This window comes from Pseudoalteromonas sp. SG43-6 (assembly GCF_014164365.1).
Lineage (GTDB): Bacteria > Pseudomonadota > Gammaproteobacteria > Enterobacterales > Alteromonadaceae > Pseudoalteromonas > Pseudoalteromonas rhizosphaerae.
In genome coordinates this window covers 63,653-85,300 of the sequence record NZ_JACJEZ010000011.1, presented here as the reverse complement: position 1 = coordinate 85,300, position 21,648 = coordinate 63,653, and the positions used below count along the sequence as shown (strand labels likewise).

The following is a 21,648-nucleotide window of genomic DNA, read 5'->3' as shown; positions in this document are numbered from 1 at the left end:
TACTCTCGCTAATTTGTCACTAGTCAAATCCCCTGTAAACCCCCTTTACAAAAAGTGAGTGCTCATTCACATATTCTAAAGTTTACACAAATATCGGACTTTGTAAAAAATCGAGTTAGTAAAATTTCGGTTTATGACATTTTTTGGTCATTGAGTTAGTAAAAAATCGGTTTGAGTCACTGTTTATGGCGTTTAAGTTGGTAAAAAAGTGGTTTGTAGTCGGTTAGAGTTGGTAAAAAATCGGTTTATATTTTCTGATTAATGGCTAATAACGGCCATTTTTATCAAAATCCCCCCTTTCCAAAGAGCTAAAAGCTGATTAAATCGCTAAATTGATAAGAAATACCGCAAAAAAATTTACTTGATAAAAATCTGATCCAAAAATTGAAAGTAAATCTGATGCTAGTTAAATACTGATCCAAGCCTTAGTTAAAATCTGATCTGAGCGGTAAAGTTAGCAGGTGTAAAGCTGTATATCCTGTGTAATTGCTAGCATCAAAAAAAGGGCCTTGCGGCCCTTTGTAACATTGTTGAGTTGGACTGTTATGTTAGAACTGGTTCATAGTGTTTGCTTCACCGCCAGCTTTAAGCGCATTTTCACCTGAGAAGTACTCTTTATGGGTATCTCCCATGTTAGAACCTGCTAAGTCTTGATGCTTAACGGATGCTTGTTCGCGGCGAATTTCTTGACGCTGCACATCACGTACATAAGCCAGCATACCTAAGTCACCAAAGTAGCCTTCTGACAGAATATCAGTGCTCAATGCAGCCGTGTGATAGGTCGGTAGCGTAATTAAGTGGTGGAAAATACCAGCTTCGCGCGCGCCATCGCGTTGGAAGTTTTGTACTAACTCATCTGCTGCGACTGCAAGTTCAGTTGCATCCATCTCTGGTGCCATTAGTGCCTTATTATCATCAATACTTGGATAAGCAGATAGATCTTTACCTTCGTCTAACCACTGTTGATAAACTTGCTCGCGGAATTTCAATGTCCAGTTGAAAGAAGGTGAATTGTTATAAACCAGTTTAGCGTCAGGAACTTGCTCTTTAACCCGATTAACCAGTTCAGCAATTTGTTTTACATGTGGTTTTTCAGTTTCAATCCACAGTAAATCAGCACCCGATTGCAAGCTGGTAATACAATCTAGTACAACACGGTCTTTTTCTGTGCCTTCGCGGAATTGGTATAAACCATTATCAAGGCGAGTCGGCTTGCATAGTTGGCCGTTCAGCTTCATTGCCGTATCACCTTCATTTAAATCTTCAACACCGTCAATTGGTGTGGTTTCTAAAAACGCATTGTACTGACTAGCAAGGTCGCCAGGTGTTTGTGATACCGGCACTTTTTGGGTCAAGCTGGCACCAAGTGAGTCAGTACGTGCGACAATAATACCGTTATCAATACCCAGTTCTAAAAAGGCATAACGCACGGCGTTAATTTTTGCTAAAAAGTCTTCGTGTGGCACAGTTACTTTACCTGCTTGGTGACCACATTGCTTCGCGTCTGAAACTTGGTTTTCGATTTGGATAGCACATGCCCCCGCTTCAATCATTTTTTTAGCGAGTAAGTAGGTTGCTTCTTCATTACCAAAACCAGCATCAATATCTGCGATGATCGGTACCACATGACTTTCAAAGTTATCTATTTTATCAAGTACCGCTTGTACATCACCACCAGTTGCTTTGGCGTTATCTAAGTCTTTAAATAAATGGTCAAGTTCACGAGCATCGGCTTGTTTTAGGAAAGTATAAATTTCTTCAATCAACGCCGGTACTGAGGTTTTTTCGTGCATACTTTGATCCGGCAGTGGGCCGAACTCAGAGCGCAGCGCAGCAACCATCCAACCGCTTAGGTATACGTAGCTACGCTTAGTGGTTTTTTGGTGACGTTTAATCGCCATCATCATTTGTTGGGCAGTAAAACCATGCCAGCAACCAAGCGATTGTGTGTATTGGCTGGTATCAGCATCATATGCAGCCATGTCTTCACGCATTATGTCAGCTGTAAACTGGGCGATGTCTAATCCCGTACGAAAACGATTTTGCAAACGCATACGACTTGCGTATTCAGGATTAATTGCTTGCCATGTTTTACCTTGTGCTTGACAAAGTGTAGCTAAAGTATCGGTTTCACGTTGATAAGTAGTCATAATAAAAAATCCTCTGAACGGGTTAAAACTAAATTTTATTTATATGGTTGTGTGAGAGGCTAAGAGTTAATGCTCTGTAGCGCTTAAATCAACATTAGGCCGATTTATTGGATTTAGTAAATTTATAGTTGTTATGCTGGCTATATATTTAGTGAATGGCTAAAAGAACACCTATTGCGTATTTTTAGGTTATGGTTAACAAAAGATTGCTCACATGCAGTCAATTGCACCGCGACCGTTTAAAAGGATATCGATTATGACACTCTCTCACAGCCAATTTGGATTAACCGTAGATAACCAATTAGCCGATTTTGTTAACCAGCAACTGCTACCCGGTACAGGTATTAGCGAAAAACACTTTTGGCAAGGATTTGCTGAAATTATTGATGATCTTAGTCCGCTTAACCGTGCATTATTAGTCAAGCGTGAAGACCTACAACACCAAATTGATAGCTATCACCTAGCAAATAAACACTGGGATGCAGCGCAATACCAACAGTTTTTAACTGACATTGGTTATTTAGTCCCTGAGCCCGATAATTTTTGCATTGAGACAGAAAATGTTGAGCCTGAAATAGCCCGCACAGCTGGCCCTCAGCTGGTTGTGCCAGTAAGTAATGCACGCTTTGCACTTAATGCCGCTAACGCACGCTGGGGGTCGTTATACGATGCCTTATACGGCACTGATGTACTTAGCGAAGAAGATGGCGCTGAAAAAGGCAGCAACTATAATCCTGTTCGCGGTTTTAAAGTAATGGCCTACGCAAGGCAGTTTTTAGATAAAGCGTTACCACTTGAAAATGGCTCACATATTGAAAGTACTAATTATTCGGTAGTTAATGGGCAGCTCATCATCACCTTACGTGATAGCTCACAAACAGGCTTAAAACAACCAGCGCAACTTGTTGGTTTTCAAGGTGAAGCACAAAACCCCAGGGCAATTTTATTACTCAGTCATGGCCTCCATATAGAGCTACAAATAGATCATAATCATAGCATTGGTGCCGCCGACAAAGCGGGCTTAAAAGACGTCCTCCTCGAAGCTGCACTTACCACCATTATGGATTGTGAAGACTCCGTTGCCGCCGTTGACGGCGAAGATAAAGTGCAAGTTTATCAAAATTGGTTAGGCTTAATGAAAGGCACTCTCGCTGAGTCATTCACAAAAGATGGCAAAACGATTGAGCGTACACTCGCTAAAGACCGCAGTTATTCAGGTATTGATGGCAAACCGCTAAGTCTAAAAGGGCGTAGTATGATGTTTGTGCGTAATGTTGGCCATTTAATGACAAACCCTGCGATTCAAGATAGCCAAGGCCGCGACGTATTTGAAGGTATCATGGATGCAATGATCACGGTCACTGCCGCACTGCATGACTTAAATGGCAATAGCCCGGTAAAAAATTCAACTGCAGCCAGTATCAATATCGTCAAACCGAAAATGCATGGTCCTGAAGAAGTTGCTTTTACCAATACATTATTTAGTCGTATTGAACAGCTTTTACAGTTACCCAAAAACACCATCAAAATGGGCATTATGGATGAAGAGCGCCGTACATCGGTGAACTTAAAAGCCTGTATTAATGCTGCTAAACAACGTGTGGTATTTATCAATACTGGCTTTTTAGACCGTACAGGTGATGAAATTCATACCTCAATGCAAGCAGGTGTAGTATTACCAAAAGCAGCCATGAAACAACAACCTTGGATCAATGCTTATGAAGACAGAAATGTCGATATCGGTTTGCAAACCGGGTTAAGTGGTCGCGCACAAATAGGCAAAGGTATGTGGCCAATGCCCGATAAAATGGCGTTGATGATGGAGCAAAAAATTGCCCATCCGCAAGCAGGCGCTAATACTGCCTGGGTGCCCTCCCCTACTGCAGCCACCTTACATGCTATGCACTATCATGACGTTGATGTGTTTGCCTGTCAAAAAGCGATTGCCCAGCGTCAACAAGCTAGTTTAACAGAACTATTAACTCCGCCTTTGATGGTTGATCCTAATAGTTTGAGCAAAGAAGATATTCAGGCAGAGCTGGATAACAATGCTCAAGGTATTTTAGGTTATGTAGTACGTTGGATTGATCAAGGTGTAGGCTGTTCTAAAGTGCCTGACATTAACCATATAGGATTAATGGAAGATAGGGCTACACTGCGTATTTCAAGCCAACATATGGCTAACTGGTTGCAGCATGGGGTATGCACGCAGGCACAAATAGAAACTACCATGGCGAAAATGGCAAAAGTAGTGGATGGCCAAAATGAAGGGGATCCGACTTATGTTAATATGGCCGATTCAGTGCAAAGCTTAGCACAAAGTATTGCATATCAAGCGGCATTAGCCCTTGTATTAGAAGGAGTTAAACAACCCAGTGGTTATACTGAACCATTGTTGCATGCGTTTCGTATAAAATATAAAGCGCAACAATAACTCCCCTTCGAGTTTGTTAGTGTCATATTGCCAGCCCTCGGGCTGGTTTTTTTTGCTTAAATTATCCTTTAACCATAACTTTGCTGAATAATCAGCATTCAGAAAAATAAGCCATCAACAACAAAAAAGCACATTCCAGCAATGAAATGCGCTTTTGTATCTTCTCGAAACTAGTGTTACTACTAGCTAAATTTATAACTTCAGCCTAATTCACTACCGTGGCGTTATGATAAACGTTTTGTACGTCGTCACAATCTTCCAACATTGCAATAAATTTATCAAAATTAGCGATAACATCGGCATCAGTAATTTCTATATGCACTTGTGGCACGAAGGTGATTTCGTCAACTTCAAAAATAATACCTGCAAACGCCTCTTCTAATGCTGTTTTTGCTTTGTAATATTCGGTATGTGGAGCAAAAACCGATACTTTGCCATCTTCAACTTCTACATCGGTTACATCAACATCAGCCATCATTAAAGCTTCAAGTACCACTTCATCATCGTCACCACTAAAACCAAGTACAGCTAAATGATCAAACATATGTGCTACACAGCCTGGTGTACCTATTTTTGAGTCAGTTTTAGTAAACGGTAAGCGAACATCTTTAATAGTACGATTTGGGTTATCTGTTAAACAGTCAACAATCACCATACAGTTACCTGGGCCATAGCCTTCGTAACGGGCTGTTGCATAATCTTCACCAGCTCCGCCAGCAGCTTTCTCTATCGCTTTTTCGATGACATGTGCTGGTACTTGATCTCGCTTCGCGCGTTCGATTAAGCGTTTTAGCGACTGGTTTACTTCTGGATCAGGTTCACCATTTTTTGCTGCTACGTAAATTTCTTTACCGTACTTAGAATTAACTTTGGTTTTAGCATTGGCTGTTTTCGCCATGGAGCTTTTACGTACTTCAAATGCTCTGCCCATCTTATGCCTCTATTGGAAACTCGATATTGGCAACATTTTAACAATTTGCGCAGTATTGAGCTAGTGATTAAATGACTGCAAAATCACAATTATGACATTTCGCTTAACAGTACTTACGCTTATAAAAGTTAAACAACACGCTATTTAACATAACACTAAAATTCTACTTAAACTGAAGCATTTATAAGTCGAGATTGTCGTGTTTGCCCTAAATTATTTATTAACTTAGGCAATTCAGAAAAATGGTGCAGAATATAATCAGCTTGTTCTGCATATGCAGGAACATCACTCGGTGCATATAAACAAGCACGCATATTGGCATTATGTGCAGCCTGGATATCATAAAGATAATCACCAACATAAAGTATATGTTGCTGATCTATTCCCCATAACGTTGCAATTGCATTCAAAGCACTCGGATCTGGCTTAGGGGGGGCATCACTACGCGTGAGTACAGTTTGAATTGGCAACGGATTATTTTTTAATTTCAGCGCAGTAGCGCGGTCGTAATTACGTGTCACGATTGCCATTGGTATTGCTTGCTCTTTTAAACGCGCGATAGCTTGCGCTACACCAGGTAACAACGTTGCATGTTGAGCATCAATAAGCTCATGCTGATGGACAATATTCATTGCTTCCTCACGCATGTAAGGAGACGGAAGGCCATCAATAAAACTAAGTAGATCATGCTCGTCAGGGCAACCGACTTGAGCTTTGATAAGAGTAAAATCAAGTTCAGATGATACTAAGGTGCCATCTAAATCAAAAATAACCCCAGCTACTGTACTTTGATACGTATTCATACCACTCCTTGTATATGATTTGATTTTCATCCAAATTACTTACTTTAAGATAGTTTACGCAATTAGATATGAAAAGGAACATATTCGTATTTAATATAAAAATTAATAAAAAACGCGCACAAAACTACTGTGCGCGTCGGTTGGGGGACTTTTAAATTTGCCTACTTTGTTTGCTCTACCGCTGTATTAGCTGGTTCAAAGCGCGCTTCTAGCCAAGTGTCATCTTGGGTAAAGTGCAGTGTTTTCACTTTGCCTTTACCTTCAACATTAACCATATTCACTTGCGCAGGCCATAAATCGCGCAGCGCGCCGTGACTCATACGGATACCTTTAATATCCTTTGGGATCGGTGCTTCTTGATAAACCCAAAAAAACTTACCATCAACTTGCGCACCCACTTCCTTCAGCACTAGCGGCTCACCATCGAGTGTTTGTAAAGCAACATGTGATTCGATGTAATCTACAAAGCGTTGTTGATCTTCTTTATTACTAATAATATCTGCACCACCGGCAAATAAATGCTCCACAGCATGCTCGGTATCATGTAAATAAAAACGATGCATTAGCTCAATATTACTAGTACGTTTATTAAATAAAACTGTAGTTACTGATGCTTTAAGTTGATGCGCCATCGCTGGCATAGCAACTATAAAAGCAAGAATAATAAGCATAAAACGCATTATTCTTGCTCCTTATCGCTGTCTTTTTCGTCACCTGTTTTTAGCTCAGTTTTAATATCGTGCATGATATCGCGGCTGACTTTGGCTTTACTTTGCTCTTTTTTATACACTTCAATACGTGAAGGGATAATACGACGAGGGTAGTTATTATTTTCAACATCTACGTCTGCAGTTTCCCAACGAGGATCAACCGTTACTGATACCAAAGGCTTGTTCTTATCAGTAATAATAAGTTTTTGCACATGTTTGTGGTTGCGACGCCAGATTTCGGCAGGGATCATACGATCTTCTTTAGTACCATCTTCATAGCTAAGCTCAAGTAAAATTGGCATTACTAGGCCGCCTAAATTCGAAAATTCAAGCACGTAATAGTTTTTATCTTCTGCAACTGCGCGATCGAGTACTTTACGCTCCCATGGCTCTAAGCCTTTTAAGAATTTATTATACGAGTTGCGCTCTTTGTTAGTAACAGTGAAGCGGTCGTTTTCATCGTAGAAATCAGTTACGTCGGAGTTTTCTTCAACCCATAGCTTTTTAGCTTCAGCCTTATTGCGTTCCACAAATAGTGGCATAGGTTTAGCCGCTTCAATATCACGTAGGCGATTAAAATCTATATCAGGATTTTTAGTATCTAAACGTAATTGATAGACTTTATCGAGCGAGATATCAACATGATCAGTGCTATAGAACCAGCCACGCCAGAACCAATCTAAATCAACACCTGATGCTTCTTCCATAGTACGGAAAAAATCAGCAGGGGTAGGGCGCTTGTACTTCCAACGCTGGGCGTACTCTTTAAACGCAAAATCAAACAGCTCACGACCTAAAATCACTTCACGCAAAATATTCAGTGCGGCCGCAGGTTTGGTATAAGCATTAGGCCCTAAACGCAGTACGCTGTCTGACTGAGTCATTACCGGCACTTGATTTTCAGACTTCATGTAGGCAACAACGTCACGTGGTTCAACCCCCCATGGAATAGTTGGATCCCATTCACGCCCAGCAACACCATCTAAAAAGCTGTTTAAACCTTCATCCATCCAAGTCCATTGGCGCTCATCAGAGTTCACCACCATAGGAAAATAAATATGACCAACCTCGTGGATCACCACGCCAATTAAAAAGCGCTTTTCAGCTTGTGAATAAGTACGCGAACCGTCATCCTGTAACTCAGTTCGAGGGCCATTAAATGTGATCATTGGATATTCCATACCGCCTACTGGACCATTGACTGACTGCGCAACAGGGTATGGATAATCAAATGAAAAGCGTGAATAAACTTCCATTGTATGTACGATTGCTTCGGTCGAATACTTCTTCCATAGATCGCCACCTTCTTTGGGGAAAAATGACATAGCCATCACTAATGGCTGATCATTACCGCCTTGTTGATAACCTTTTGCATCCCACATAAATTTACGCGACGACGCCCATGCAAAGTCACGCACATTTTCAGCTTTAAAGTGCCATGTTTTGGTCTTGTCTGTGCCTTCTTTTTCATTTTCTAAGGCTTCATCTTCAGTAACGATAAATACTGGGCGCTTTGTATTTTTGGCTTGTTCTAAACGGTTTCGCTGAGTACGGGTCAGCACGCTACTAGCATTATCAAGCTTACCCGTTGCAGAGACGATATGATCGGCAGGAACAGTGATCTCAACATCATAATCACCAAATTCTAGCGTAAACTCTCCACTGCCTAAAAAGGCTTTATTAGTCCATGCTTCGTAATCTGTATAAGCAGCTAAACGCGGAAACCATTGAGCAAGTAAGAATATGTCGTTGCCATCTTTTTCAAAATGCTCGTAACCAGAGCGAGCGCCAACGGCATCTTCTTCGACGATGTTAAAAGCAAAGTCCATGCTGAATTCAGTGTCTTTGCCTGGTTTCAGTGGTTCATTTAAGTCAATACGCATTAGTGTATCAACAACTGTGACTTTTAATTCTTTACCGTTATCATCTTTAACATTAGCAATTGTAAAGCCAAGTTCATTGTCACTCATAAATTGTTGACGACGTAACTGACTTAAACTTAATTTAGTTGCTTTTGGTTGTGGATCTCCCTGTAGGGCAGAGCCGTTAAATGTAGCAGTACGTTCTGCAATAGAGTCGCTTTTAAAAATATTTTGATCGAGTTGCAACCATAAATACTTGAGTGTGTGCGGTGAATTATTTTTATACTCTATGGTTTGACTTGCTGTTAAGCGACGTGCATTTTCATCAAGCTTTACATCGATGTCGTAATTAACATGCTGCTGCCAATATTTTTCACCAGGCTCACCTGCTGCACTACGATAAACATTCGGTGTAGGCAGCACTTCATCAAGTTGGCGAAACTTATCAACATAACTGCCTTTTGTTTGCTCAACTGCAGAAGCCATAACAGTACTTGAGAGAGCTAACGGTAGAAATATAGCCCCTAAAGTTACAACTGCTTTTTTCATAATTAATCCTGTTAATTTTTCGTAAGCATACTTTGTCAAAATAGTGAGATATATTCAATGAAATAGCGATAAACCGCCGCATTTATAGGGTAAAAAATAACTTATTCTTAAATACTGATGATTAACAACAAGGCAATTATTGTAAAGGGGGTTTACAGCAACTTTTGTACGAAATTCAGGCTTAATTAATGCAAGTCAATTACAGTTAGCTTTACAGTTTGTAAACACGTTAACCTAAACGATGAGTAGTAAACCCTCTTACCATAGTATTGAATAAGTTAGCTGACAGCTTGCAGGGGTAACCGATGAAATTTTACATTGTAAAAAAAGATAATAGTGTTGCGGCAATTCCAGCTCAGACTGAGCAACTAAATGAATATCAAAAGCGGGGCTTTGAGTTTGTTGAAGTCGTTGCGGCTTGCGATAAAAACGACGCACTCGCTCGCTTTCCAAAACATAGTAAAAAACGTAAAAAGTGGCTTGTTTTATGCAGTAGTTTGGTGGTTATAAGCATAACTTTTAGCTTAATTTCGGCTATTTTTGTATTAATGGCTAAATAATGAATTCTTTAGTTGACCTTTATAGTCATTTGTATTTAAAATCGCCCACTTTTTTGATTTGAGGGGGTTAAAAGCATCGCTTTTCTCCTCAAAAGTGTTTCAACATACTAGTAAAATGCGGTGGGCATATGGATTTTTATATCCTAAAAAAACAACAAGAAGTAATTGCAATTCCAGCAGATGAACAAAGTTGTAAACAGTATTTAGATTCAGGTTATTTTTATATTGATAAAGTAGCTGCCTGTAACGAAACGAATGCGTTAAAAGTACTGCAGGCCAAACAAACCAAAGCACTCAAAGTACCATTAGTGCTGGCATTGTTAGCTTTACCCATGGTGATCTTTGCTTGGTATAACCTAACAAGTTAAAGATTAAGCTTGTGCCCTTGCATCTTAATTTAGCTTGGGTATATTGACGCTCTTAACTGTTTTTTAAGAGCGTGACATGAAAGTCTTACATACCTCAGATTGGCATTTAGGCCAACAATTTTACGAACACAATCGCTGCCAAGAGCATCAGGTGTTTTTCAGTTGGCTGATAGACACGCTCGTCACACAACAAATAGATCTGCTGTTAGTCGCTGGTGATATTTATCACACAGCTACCCCACCTGCTAGCAGTGAAAATCAACTCTACCAATTTATAAAAGATGCCAAAAAACACTGCCCTGCATTACAAATAGTGCTTATTGCCGGTAATCATGATTCTGCAAATCGCATAATGGCCGCCCAGCCGCTGCTTGCTCAGTTTGATACTCAGGTCGTAGGCCGTTTTGATCCGAATAGTCCAGCAGATGTGGTACTGCGTTTAAATAGCAACCCTGTAACAGCTCATATCGTTGCAATGCCATTTTTACGTGCCAGTGATGTTAGTTCACTTAGTCACACTGAAAACGGTCACGATTACGCTCAAGGCATAGCTAAGGCGTACCAGCTAAGTATTGAGCATGCGCTCATTGATAAGCCTGCAACAACGCCGCTAATAGTGATGGGGCACTTACATGCCAAGGGCGGCGATATCTCTAGTGATTCTGAGCGAAATTTGATAATTGGCGGAGAAGAATCAGTCACAGCAAACGTGTTTAGCAATCATGCTGATTACGTTGCCCTGGGCCACTTGCATAAAGCGCAAATAGTCGCAAAGTCCGAGACAATCCGCTATAGCGGTACACCAATGCCGATGTCGTTTTCAGAGCGCAACTATAAACACCAAGTATGTGTTGCTGAGTTTACAACCACCACTGATGATACGATTGCAGTGACTGTAAACCCCCTTTACATTCCTCGCCCAACAGAAGTGATTTTATTACCTGAAGGAGAGTGCGTACCTCTTGAACAATTATGCCAACAACTATCGAGCCTAGACCTAAGCCAATATAGCCAAGCTCCGTATGTAAGAGTAAAGCTTAGTGCAGGTGATACCGATACAACTTTTCGAGAGCAAATTGAAAAAGCACTAGAGAACAAAGAAGTACGCTTTTGTGGCATAGAACGCGTTCGTCAGCAAAATAAAGAGCAGCGTTTAACTGTCTTTGAAGATTTAAGCCAAGTCGAGATGCTCAACCCGCAAATGTTATTAGAGCAAGCGTTTGCCAATAACAAAGACATGGCGGGGCAAGCTGTCCCGGATGAGCTAAAAACCCTTTTAAACGATGTAATAAGCGAACTTGCGGAGCAAGAACAACTATGAAAATAACCGCAGTACGCATCCATAACTTAGCCTCAATTGTTGACGCCGAAATCGACTTTACCAAAGCACCGTTAAGGGATGCTGGTTTATTTGCCATAACGGGCGACACCGGTGCAGGAAAAAGCACTTTTTTAGATGCGATTTGCTTAGCCCTTTATACCAAAACAGCTCGATTAAGAGGTGATAAAGGTAACTTAATAGATTTTAATGGCGACAGTATAAAGTTAAATGACCCACGTAACTTATTACGTAAGGGTAAATGGGAAGGTTTTGCCGAGGTCGATTTTTTAGGCCAAGATAAACAGCTCTATCGCGCGCGCTATACCATTCAAAGAACTCATAAAAAAATAACCGGCAAGTTAAAAGTAGCTGAGCACAGCCTCTATACTTTGCCAGACGAAACGCTAATAGCTGATAAAAGCAACACCATAAAAGAAGTCGAAAGTAAAATAGGGCTCAACTTTGAACAATTCTCGCGGGCGGTATTATTAGCGCAACATGAGTTTGCGGCATTTTTAAAGGCCACGGGTGATGAACGAGCCCAGCTTTTAGAATGCTTAACTGGCACAGATAAATTTAGCTTGATTGGTAAACGTATTTTTGAGCGCCATAAAGAACAGCTAAATAAACTCGAATTGCTCAAAGCCAGTTTAGCCAGTTATACCTTACTCACCGACGAAGAACTTGCCGCGAAAACTCAACTACTTGATGATTTAAAACAGCAAATTGAAGATACTACAAAAACCTTAGCTGGCATCGAGCAGGGTATAAACTGGTATAAGCAAGCCAATAGCTTAGAGCAAGCACTGAATCTAGCACAACAAAATCAACAACAAGCCAGTACAGCGCTTAAAGCCATTGCAACACAAAGTGAACAGGCTAAACAAGCGCAAAGTGCACTGGAAATTAAAGACAATCGCAATCGTTTTAAAAGCTTAACGGCGCAAAATAATGAACTAAATACCAAGGTAAATGATTTAAAGAGTATCGATCACGCGGCACTCATTACTGATCTTGCCAGCGCACTTGAAAAGCACAACGAGAGCTTGCAAACGGCGAAACAACAGCAAAAAAGCGCAGAACCAATCATTGCTAAAGCGCGTGAGCTCGACAATCAACTTGCGATGCAAACACAAACAATAACCAGCATTACAAGGCAAAATGAAAAAGAGCAAAAACAACTTACTCATTTACAGCAGCAATTTAAACAAAGCCAAGCAAGCCATCAACAAGCAAAAAAACATTCCGAGCAACATCAGCAATGGCTAACCCAGCATAGTCAACTTAAGCAGCTAGCGAGTGATTGGAATTACTATCAGCATAGCTTTAATCAGTTTTTGCACGCTAAGCAGCAATTTGCAACAACGACTGAGCAAAGTACACAGTTAGCAGCTGAGCTTATACGGCAAAACGAGCAGCTGGAAACACAAACTAAAAAACTGACGCTAAGCGAACAAACACTTTTAAGCGAACAACAAAAGCTTAATCAACTCAACAAGCAACACGGCCAATTTAATATTGAGCAATGTGATGCCAAACTTAAAAGTATCGATTACTTAAAAGAGCAACGCGAGCGTTACAAACAGTTTAATCAAGAGCTAAAGCAAAGCACGCAACAACAAAGTGTTATTGCAAGCAAACTAAGTCAGGGCGAGCAAACAAAAACAACGCTAACCCAGAACCTTGTAACACGAGAACAAACGCTTAAACACAGTGAATACGCACTAAATCAAGCTCGCTTGCGTGCCAGCGAAAGTATCGAACATTTACGTGCTCAACTTACGCCAAATGAACCTTGTGTGGTATGTGGGGCAACCGAACACCCATTCGCAGATCAGCAATTAACTAACTTAATCGCTGCTTTTGAAAATGACTATAAAAATGCAAAACAGCACTACGAGAATGCCCTAGCAGAGCTTCACTCGCATCAAACTCAGCATGCTGTGCTCGTTGCTGAACACACACAACACAGCCAAGCGGTACAGACTGCACAGACTAAACAGCTTGAAATAAAACATACCATGCAAGCAGCCCGCACTGAACTTAATGACTTAACCTCAGAGCAATTAGAGGCCAGTTACATTGCGCTCAATGAACAAAAAACACAGTATTATGCAACACAAAAACAACAGCGCAACTTGCAAGAGCAGGTAAACCAACTGCAAAGTATCTTTAAAAATGAGCAGCAAGCTCAACAACAGTTACATACACGCCACCTTGAACTAAGCAATCAACAAAGCCAGCTCAATAGCAAGCTAAGTGAGCTAAGCACACAAATTAATGAGCTAACCGCGACCCTTGGTTCACAATTTCAAGAGGCTCAATTTTGGCAACAACTGCAAAATAATACACTTGATTTAACTGAGTTAAACCAGCAAGTTGAGCAATATCAGCACAACCAAGAGCAACTTGAGCAAGCGCAAAAAAAACTCGATAGCGCTGACCAACAGATGCAGCAGTTTACACCGCTGATCAGTGATGCGGAGCTGATCTTAAAAAACCTAAATGATGATTTAGCCAAAGCACAGCAACAACATAGCAGCTCGCAAAGTGAGCGCTTAGCGCTATTTAATAGTGAACACATTAGTGCTGACGACTACCAAACGAAGCTAGCTGCTCAACAAGAGCAATGCCAAGCACAGCTTCAGCGCAGCCAAAAAGCGCACGATAACGCGATAAAACAACGCGACGAGCACGCGATAACGCTGCAAGGCCTCGAGCAACGGCTACTTGAAAATACGCAAGAACAAGCCGACCTCGATACTCGCTATAATCAATGGTTTGCTGAATTTAAAAGCCGCTACAGCGATGCAAGCCACGAACAGGTCACAATTTTACTAACACTAAGTAGCGATGAAATTAAAACGCATTTAAAGCAACATGAACAATTAGCGCAAGCTTTAATAGATGAAAATGCCGCGTTAAAGCAGCACAAACACGCTTACTTACAGCATCAAAACAGCGATAAACCTAAGCAAAGCCATGCTGAGCTTATTCAACAGTTAGCCAATTTAAACGATCAGCAAGCTGCGCAGCACAAAGCACAGCTTGCAACCAATACTGTACTTGAACAGCACAATCAAAACCGTCAGGCGCTGCAAGGCAAACAAACTGACTTGGCAACCTTGCAAAAACACGTCGAGCAATGGCATGTACTTAATAAAGTGTTGGGTGATGCAACGGGTAAAACCATGCGTAACTTAGCACAAACGCAAACGCTAAAAATATTATTACACTATGCAAACAGCCACTTACGAACGTTAAACAAACGCTATGAACTTACAGCTATTGAGCAAACCTTGGATATCGCCATTGTTGATAAGGACATGGCCGATGAGCAACGTTCAGTTAATACCTTATCTGGCGGCGAGTCGTTTTTAGTCTCGTTGGCACTTGCGCTGGGCCTTGCATCTTTGTCATCCAATAAAGTAAGTATTAACTCTTTGTTTATTGACGAAGGCTTTGGTACGTTAGACAGTGAAACATTAAGCATTGCCATGGATGCACTTGATTCATTACAAGCGCAGGGGCGCAAAGTGGGCGTGATCTCCCATGTATCTCAAATGACAGAACGGGTTGCTACCCAAGTTCATGTCGCCAAGAAACCTGGTGGCTATTCGACTGTTACAATTATTTAAGGAATAGTAATGCCAACATTTACACAAGACGAAGCAACGCAGTATGATTCTCGCATTCCTCGTTTAGTACCGGGGTATGAATTACTGCACAACAGTACCGCAGCGCAACTACAAGCAACGCTCGGCGATGAAGCACATATTTTGGTAATAGGCGCCGGTACCGGTAAAGAAGTCGCCCTCCTTGCTGCCTTGCAGCCTAAATGGCATTTTACTGCACAAGATACCTCACAAGACATGCTCGATATCGCAAAGCAACGATTTGTTGAGCTTGGGATCAGTGAGCGGGTTACTTTACACTTAGGCTCGCCATCCGAACTTAAACAACAAGCGGATGCCGCATTATGCTTATTAGTGATGCACTTTGTGGCAGATAACGGCGATAAAAAAGCCATGTTGCAAGCAATTAGCACACAGCTAAAAGCACATGGGCAATTATATTTAGCCGATTTAATGCGTCCAGAAACACTTTTTGAGCGTGATGCCCAATTGATACTCAGCAAACAATTAGGCTTAACTGAAACAGGGGTAGAGCGCATGCAGCATAATTTTGAGCATGAGTTTTTCCCACTTGATAGAATTCGTCTTGCCGACTTACTCGATGAAACAGGCTTCAATAGTGGCAAGTTGTATTTTAAAACACTTGGTTTTAGTGGTTATGTGGCACAAAAACGCTAAACGTAAACTAATAATTTACCTTTCACAATGCTCTATTACTTCCTAGACATGCATTAAAGCATTTTTAAAACCGTTTACCCAACGCTGGTTAACGGTTTTAATATTGACACTTTATTTTTCAATATCTTACCCTAACCAAATAGATTCGTATTAGGTCTAATAAAACCACCATTACTTGGGATTGTGTATCATCCCACTAACAACAATGTACTGACACACTTAGAATCAATAATAATTTTTTCATGTGCTTTCAAGCCAAATATAAGCTTTTAACGGTTACCGTCTTATTTTTTTGTACCTATAAAGTTTGCAATAACAAAAAATAATGGTAGGCTGTAAGTTCATCTTTTACAGGACGTAACTAATGAAAAAATGGATTTTTATATTAATCTCCCTCAGTTTCAGCCCGCTATGTACTGCATCCGCTGTTTACTCCCCTTTGACACAACCGCAATTAGAACAACCTGACACAACACTATTAACTCGACTAGCTGATTTTTGTAATCGCAGAGAAAACATCACAACATCAACCGATAAAGACAGCTTCGCGAATATAATTGAATCACCAATAACAGCTGGTTTTTATCTACACTCATATAACAACACGGCAAAACAGACTGCATGGCGCAATTTTTATGAGTTGCCAGCGCGCTGTAAAACTAAAGAAAACGCCTCCATTAATGCACTTTGGTGTACGGAGCATCAGCGAAAAAAACGCCAACAGTTTGAATTACAATGGCAAACAGCGGGCAACTTACAACGTGCCGAAGTACAACCTAATGATCATGTCTATGAAATCATCCTACCCAGAAAAGGCATGCAATCGATTAGTTTAGCTACTCAAAACGTAAAGTCACTCCCCCAAACAAGCTTATTACAACATGCTTCTTCATTAATGGGGATTGTCTGTATTTGTTTGTTTATTACCGTTGTGATTTTATTTTTTAGTTGGCGACATGCTAAAAGGGTGAAGCGGTTCGTAATCTTAACTCATACCAATAAAGTAATTTATAGCAGCAAGTAACAGCCCAGAGCAGGCTGCTACTAAACGAAATAGTCTGAGCTTTGGAGAATCAATCTTCAGCGACAATTAATAAATTAATCGTCGGTTTTTAACTGTTTTGCACGCTCTTGTGCTGCAATTAATTTGGCTGATTTTGGCACTGTTTTTTTCGGGACAATCGTCGGCTTTTCTTTTGAATTTGGATCCCAAGTAGGGTCGAGTGATAAATTAGCAAATGGGTTAGCTTTACTCTGATTTGGATCTGCTACAAATGCGCCAGATATATCATCTCTTTCATCGTGCTCTGATGCACTATGCTGCTCTGCTGCTAATTCATCGTTTAATGCCGCAAGCGCCTGTGCTATTTCATCATCACTGTCAGTTACCGTTAAAGTATCAGCTTGTGGTTGAACATCCACGGTCGTTGATAGCTTAACTTCCCTCATTTGCGAAAGGCCTGATGTGAGCACTTGGCCACTACTATTAACAGCATCCGAATGGACAATTTCATTTGCTACTTCATTCGTTGCGCAATGAATAACGTTTTCATCATCCATTTTAGGTAATTGCTCAGCTTCGCTATCGAGCTCTGTTGTGGTCGTTTGGTGTGGTTCTAAATTAGTATCAAGATCAGCTTTAACATTTATCGTCGCAGGCTTTATGACATTTTTAGGTTGTTGTGGTTTCTGACCTGGTAATGGCGCATCAGGATCAAACATACGCACTTCAGGCTCTTTAAAATCATGCTCATTTTTAAAAAGCCGCTGCGTTAGCTCAACTTTTACGTTCACATCGTCTGCACTTATCACTTCAGTTTGTGGAGTTGCAATGACTACTTGCTCTGCTATAACCGCTTTTTTTGGCGCAACAGTGGATTCGCTTGCTGCGGGCTCAGCCTTTGCGGGGGTTAATTTTGATACAGCGGCTTCTGTACTTGAAGCCTCATCAGTTGCAGGAATTAGCGATACAGTTTCAACTGCTGCTTTTTTGTTAGCGCGTAAGCGCAGCAGCAACATTGCAGCTAATAATAAAACTACTAACAACAATAAACTTGGCATTAATAACGAATCCGACTCAGTGCGCACTGGTTCTGGGGCTGTTACCTTTATCGTCGCAGGTTCGCTTATTATTACTGCTTCGGGTGTAGCGTCAACTTCATCATTGTTTTGCCCAAGCGGCTGTTCGACTGTGGTTTCTGCGCTGCTCTTTTGCTCAACTTCAATACTTTGGACATTCTCAACATTTTCAACAATTACAGACGCCTCCCTTTGAACTTCTGCTGGCTCATTTTTGGCTACTGACGAATTGCTGTCAAGGGGGTTTACAGTCGAGTTTTGCGTCTCTAATGTAGATTTTATTTTATTATCAACATGTGTTTTTGGTGCAATCACTACAGGTGCTGGTTGCGCTTGAGACGCTGCTGGAGGTGGGTTACTGCAGTTGTTTTTATAATCTTTTGCCGCATTTCGATAACTACGGCTACTTGTATTATCGCTGTATTGCTGCATTTGTTGTTTATACAAAATGCACATAGCTTCACTGTATTTAGCAAAGCTATTGAAACTAAAAGTAAATAAAATAAATAAGCAAAGTCGTAATACGTGAGCCATCATAAATCTATTAAACAAAATAACACAATAAACCCAGTTTAATAGTTGTGCGCAAATTTATCTAGCAGTGTGTTTTGCTAATCAATTACCATCAATGTACGGTATTCATCGTAAGCAAATTGATCTGTCATGCCGCTGATATAATCTTGAATAAATCGACAGCGATAATAAAACTCATAAGCGAGTACATGATCGGGTTCTGCTTGCATCGCTTCAATGGCTTGTAAATAGCTATTTAAATGCTTTTTCGAAAGCTTTTTGAGTAACCGTGTTTCAATTAAGAAACGACCATCCCCTTTGAGCACCCGTTTAAAGTCATCATGACTTAGCAGCAGTAATGGCTTATAACAATCAAGTAATCCATTGATAATTCGATAGCCTTGTAATTCAAGTTTACCGACTTCCTTATGTGAAAACACATATTCAAACGCCACTTGTTTCAAAGTGGTGGTTATAGCATGTAAATGACTGCGGTCTTCTAACAAGGCTTGATTAAAATCACCATGATAAACCGCTTCAATATTATCTATAAAACGTTTGGCCGCATAATTAACCAGAGGGTGGAGTAGAGTTACCCGTAAATAAATAAAAAACTCGCTATTAAAGTTATAAGGTTGCTGAGCGGCCTTATCGAGGGCATAGTTAACTGCTTTTTCAACCACGTGCTGATGCTCTACATCGTCAATGGTAAGATTAGTTAACACTTTTTGATAATGCTGTTTGAGTTTATCGCATAATAACTCAACAGTAATGATGCCCTTTTCTACGGCATCTTCAATATCAGCTAAGCAATATGAAATATCATCAGCCGCTTCCATTATATAACTGGCGGGATGGCGACATTGTGGTTCGATGAATAGCTCTTTTTGCAATCTTTCAACAAAGTTTTTTTCACTGTAGTAAAAGCCTACTTTTTTCATCAAATAATTTTTAGTTCGCGGTATATCTTCTTTCGCCATACTTGCCGGACGCGTGTATTTTAGAATACCAGCCGTTTGGCTATAGGTTAAATTAAGTGATAATAGTGAGTGTACAATACGGATACCTTGCGCATTACCTTCAAAGTTACAAATATCTTGTGCTAAATGTTTAAATATTAAGCCAATTCCCGTGTGTGGATCGGCGCAGCGCTGAGGGGTAAGCGTTGCTAAATTTGCGTTAAACCAGTGATTAATCGCAGCTTCACCAAAATGACCAAACGGTGGATTACCTATATCGTGCATCAAGCAGGCCATTTCAACCAGACTTTCTAGCGGCCTCTCTAATCCTGTTAGGCCATATTCAGCTTGTTGTTTGGCCGTTAAATTCGCAAAGATGCGTTGCACTATAAAACGCCCAACTTGTTGTACTTCGAGAGAGTGAGTTAACCGCGAGCGTACCGCAGCATTGCGCTCCAACGGAAACACTTGCGTTTTTTGTTGTAAGCGGCGAATTGCAGCACTATTGATGATACGGCCACGATCGCTTTCTAACGCCATCTGTAAATTAGGGGTTGAGCGCAGCTCACGCGCTGACGTTATTTTTTTGCTGAAATCGATCATAGACGCTCCTTTTATTGTCTACTTTTAATCTAACAGCTTGTTTACTAAATTAATATCCATGACTGCTGTTCGCACATAAATTTATCTATTAATAATTATCACGGTCATAAAATAGCGGTACACTGCATATTAAACATAAGCATATCGTAACGTATTTGTTTATCTTCTGATTACCAATAATGCCCAACAAAGGTAGTAATACAATGAAGCCTATTTTAAGTTTTCTGTTATTAGCATTGCTCATTTATAGCTCTTTTAGCCACGCTAAAGACGATAAAAACTCTGCAAGTAATACCGTAGTACTTGTTTCTCTTGATGGATTCCGCTGGGATTACATCGAAAAACACGGTGCTAAAAATTTAGCCGCAATAGCTAAATCGGGAGTTCGCGCAACTAAAATGCGCCCGGTATATCCGACTAAAACGTTTCCTAATCATATATCTATTATTACAGGTTTATTGCCAATTAATCATGGCGTAGTAGATAACCGCTTTTGCGATACACAAAGAAATGAATGCTATAGCATGGGAAAAGGGAAAGACGACAGCACATGGTTCAACGGTATTCCACTGTGGAATTTGGCGTCGATGCAGGGATTAAAATCAGCCGCTTATTTTTGGCCAGAATCGGATGCGCGATTTAATGGCATGCTGCCGGATTACTTTTACCATTATTCAAAACACAGTGATTATCAAAATCGTGTTGATCAAATTATTCAATGGCTAACATTGCCAGCAGCGCAGCGCCCGCAATTAGTTGTTAGTTATTTTTCACTGGTAGATAGTATGGGCCATGAATATGGGCCTGATGCTGAGCAAACCAAGCAAGCGGTAAAAGAAGTAGATGTATTAATGGGGCAATTACAGCAACGTCTTAATGAACTAGAGCAAAATGTTAACTTAGTGATTGTCTCCGATCATGGTATGAGTACCGTTGAGCCAAACCAAAGTATTGCTATCAGCAGCTTACCGAAAGACGACAAGTTTATGGTTAAAAATACCGGACCGAGAGTATTGATCTATGCTAATAAGGGCACTACAAAAGCTGAGATCACAGCATATAAACAACACTTAACGAAAGCAGCAAAAGGGCGCTATACCGTGCTAAGTGATGAACAACGTAAGCTTTATCACTATGCTAACAATGGCCGAACTGGTGATATTATTTTACAAACCACAGCACCAAGAAGTTTTGCTGATACCAGTAAAGTAAGCTATTTAGGTACCCATGGCTATGCGTATAGCGAAGATATGGCGGCAACCTTTATTGCCAATGGCCCAGCATTTAAAAATTCATTAGTAATCGATGAAGTAAATAATTTAGATATATATCCACTTATTGCCAAAGTACTGGGAATTAAAGTGCTCAATGCAATCGATGGCGATGGTGCAACACTTTGGCCTGCTTTAAACTAACTAAGCTGATCTTTGAGTAATAAATCTATCATAATTAGGTTTGGTTTAATTAAATAATAAAAAGAGCGCAAATGCGCT

General features: G+C 40.5%; 15 protein-coding genes. 8 read left to right on the top strand and 7 right to left on the bottom strand.

Going from position 1 to position 21,648, the window contains the following annotated elements; genetic code table 11:
- Positions 1 to 548: 548 nt before the first annotated feature.
- Entirely contained in the window at positions 549 to 2,150 is a 1,602-nt protein-coding gene (locus H5201_RS06875; RefSeq protein ID WP_182784055.1) for an isocitrate lyase, read from the bottom strand.
- Positions 2,151 to 2,406: 256 nt separating this feature from the next.
- On the opposite strand from H5201_RS06875, the gene H5201_RS06870 reads away from it, so the two are divergent.
- Positions 2,407 to 4,584 (top strand): malate synthase G, encoded by a 2,178-nt coding sequence (locus H5201_RS06870; RefSeq protein ID WP_182784053.1) that lies wholly within the window; start codon positions 2,407 to 2,409, stop codon positions 4,582 to 4,584.
- A 205-nt stretch (positions 4,585 to 4,789) separates the two neighbouring features.
- Here the strand turns inward: H5201_RS06870 and H5201_RS06865 are convergent, their stop codons facing one another.
- From H5201_RS06865 to H5201_RS06850, 4 genes are all read right to left on the bottom strand, one after another.
- Positions 4,790 to 5,515, bottom strand: coding sequence for a YebC/PmpR family DNA-binding transcriptional regulator (locus tag H5201_RS06865; RefSeq protein WP_182761151.1), 726 nt, complete (start codon positions 5,513 to 5,515; stop codon positions 4,790 to 4,792).
- A gap of 167 nt (positions 5,516 to 5,682) precedes the next feature.
- Entirely contained in the window at positions 5,683 to 6,318 is a 636-nt protein-coding gene (locus H5201_RS06860) for an HAD family hydrolase (protein ID WP_182717332.1), read from the bottom strand.
- 161 nt (positions 6,319 to 6,479) lie between these two features.
- A complete protein-coding gene (locus H5201_RS06855; RefSeq protein ID WP_149980350.1) occupies positions 6,480 to 6,998 on the bottom strand; it encodes a DUF6702 family protein in 519 nt (172 codons plus the stop codon).
- Positions 6,998 to 9,439, bottom strand: a complete 2,442-nt coding sequence (locus H5201_RS06850; RefSeq protein WP_149980349.1) for a M1 family metallopeptidase — start codon at positions 9,437 to 9,439, stop codon at positions 6,998 to 7,000. The genes H5201_RS06855 and H5201_RS06850 overlap by 1 nt, the downstream gene beginning before the upstream one ends.
- A gap of 305 nt (positions 9,440 to 9,744) precedes the next feature.
- Between H5201_RS06850 and H5201_RS06845 the strand changes: the two genes are divergently transcribed.
- The 6 genes from H5201_RS06845 to H5201_RS06820 all read left to right on the top strand — a co-directional run bounded on the left by H5201_RS06845 (position 9,745) and on the right by H5201_RS06820 (position 17,025).
- Entirely contained in the window at positions 9,745 to 9,999 is a 255-nt protein-coding gene (locus H5201_RS06845) for a hypothetical protein (protein ID WP_145238869.1), read from the top strand.
- A 128-nt stretch (positions 10,000 to 10,127) separates the two neighbouring features.
- Complete coding sequence (locus H5201_RS06840) at positions 10,128 to 10,367, top strand: hypothetical protein (protein ID WP_145238872.1); 240 nt, start codon at positions 10,128 to 10,130, stop codon at positions 10,365 to 10,367.
- Between the two features lie 76 nt (positions 10,368 to 10,443).
- The gene (locus H5201_RS06835) at positions 10,444 to 11,688 is read left to right on the top strand and encodes an exonuclease SbcCD subunit D C-terminal domain-containing protein (protein WP_182784051.1); all 1,245 of its coding nucleotides are present in this window, start codon (positions 10,444 to 10,446) and stop codon (positions 11,686 to 11,688) included.
- Positions 11,685 to 15,326 (top strand): AAA family ATPase, encoded by a 3,642-nt coding sequence (locus H5201_RS06830; RefSeq protein ID WP_182784049.1) that lies wholly within the window; start codon positions 11,685 to 11,687, stop codon positions 15,324 to 15,326. Before H5201_RS06835 ends, H5201_RS06830 begins: the two co-directional genes overlap by 4 nt.
- A 9-nt stretch (positions 15,327 to 15,335) precedes the next feature.
- On the top strand, positions 15,336 to 16,001 hold the full coding sequence (locus tag H5201_RS06825; RefSeq protein WP_149980345.1) for a class I SAM-dependent methyltransferase: 666 nt from the start codon (positions 15,336 to 15,338) through the stop codon (positions 15,999 to 16,001).
- Positions 16,002 to 16,365: 364 nt separating this feature from the next.
- Complete coding sequence (locus H5201_RS06820) at positions 16,366 to 17,025, top strand: hypothetical protein (RefSeq protein WP_182717326.1); 660 nt, start codon at positions 16,366 to 16,368, stop codon at positions 17,023 to 17,025.
- A gap of 74 nt (positions 17,026 to 17,099) precedes the next feature.
- On the opposite strand, the gene H5201_RS06815 is transcribed toward H5201_RS06820, so the two are convergent.
- Both H5201_RS06815 and dgt read right to left on the bottom strand, forming a co-directional pair.
- Positions 17,100 to 18,617 carry a hypothetical protein gene (locus H5201_RS06815; protein WP_182784047.1) on the bottom strand — a complete coding sequence of 506 codons (1,518 nt, stop codon included), beginning with the start codon at positions 18,615 to 18,617 and terminating at the stop codon, positions 17,100 to 17,102.
- A gap of 74 nt (positions 18,618 to 18,691) precedes the next feature.
- Positions 18,692 to 20,155 (bottom strand): dGTPase, encoded by a 1,464-nt coding sequence (dgt, locus tag H5201_RS06810; RefSeq protein ID WP_182767376.1) that lies wholly within the window; start codon positions 20,153 to 20,155, stop codon positions 18,692 to 18,694.
- A gap of 203 nt (positions 20,156 to 20,358) precedes the next feature.
- Between dgt and H5201_RS06805 the strand changes: the two genes are divergently transcribed.
- Positions 20,359 to 21,570 (top strand): ectonucleotide pyrophosphatase/phosphodiesterase, encoded by a 1,212-nt coding sequence (locus tag H5201_RS06805; protein ID WP_182767375.1) that lies wholly within the window; start codon positions 20,359 to 20,361, stop codon positions 21,568 to 21,570.
- The last annotated feature ends 78 nt before the right edge of the window (positions 21,571 to 21,648 follow it).

What these genes read in the sequence shown, in the direction of transcription:
- H5201_RS06875 (WP_182784055.1), bottom strand. Translation starts at nt 2,150, where the DNA reads ATGACTACTTATCAACGTGAAACCGATACTTTAGCTACACTTTGTCAA.
- H5201_RS06870 (WP_182784053.1), top strand. Translation starts at nt 2,407, where the DNA reads ATGACACTCTCTCACAGCCAATTTGGATTAACCGTAGATAACCAATTA.
- H5201_RS06865 (WP_182761151.1), bottom strand. Translation starts at nt 5,515, where the DNA reads ATGGGCAGAGCATTTGAAGTACGTAAAAGCTCCATGGCGAAAACAGCC.
- H5201_RS06860 (WP_182717332.1), bottom strand. Translation starts at nt 6,318, where the DNA reads ATGAATACGTATCAAAGTACAGTAGCTGGGGTTATTTTTGATTTAGAT.
- H5201_RS06855 (WP_149980350.1), bottom strand. Translation starts at nt 6,998, where the DNA reads ATGCGTTTTATGCTTATTATTCTTGCTTTTATAGTTGCTATGCCAGCG.
- H5201_RS06850 (WP_149980349.1), bottom strand. Translation starts at nt 9,439, where the DNA reads ATGAAAAAAGCAGTTGTAACTTTAGGGGCTATATTTCTACCGTTAGCT.
- H5201_RS06845 (WP_145238869.1), top strand. Translation starts at nt 9,745, where the DNA reads ATGAAATTTTACATTGTAAAAAAAGATAATAGTGTTGCGGCAATTCCA.
- H5201_RS06840 (WP_145238872.1), top strand. Translation starts at nt 10,128, where the DNA reads ATGGATTTTTATATCCTAAAAAAACAACAAGAAGTAATTGCAATTCCA.
- H5201_RS06835 (WP_182784051.1), top strand. Translation starts at nt 10,444, where the DNA reads ATGAAAGTCTTACATACCTCAGATTGGCATTTAGGCCAACAATTTTAC.
- H5201_RS06830 (WP_182784049.1), top strand. Translation starts at nt 11,685, where the DNA reads ATGAAAATAACCGCAGTACGCATCCATAACTTAGCCTCAATTGTTGAC.
- H5201_RS06825 (WP_149980345.1), top strand. Translation starts at nt 15,336, where the DNA reads ATGCCAACATTTACACAAGACGAAGCAACGCAGTATGATTCTCGCATT.
- H5201_RS06820 (WP_182717326.1), top strand. Translation starts at nt 16,366, where the DNA reads ATGAAAAAATGGATTTTTATATTAATCTCCCTCAGTTTCAGCCCGCTA.
- H5201_RS06815 (WP_182784047.1), bottom strand. Translation starts at nt 18,617, where the DNA reads ATGATGGCTCACGTATTACGACTTTGCTTATTTATTTTATTTACTTTT.
- dgt (WP_182767376.1), bottom strand. Translation starts at nt 20,155, where the DNA reads ATGATCGATTTCAGCAAAAAAATAACGTCAGCGCGTGAGCTGCGCTCA.
- H5201_RS06805 (WP_182767375.1), top strand. Translation starts at nt 20,359, where the DNA reads ATGAAGCCTATTTTAAGTTTTCTGTTATTAGCATTGCTCATTTATAGC.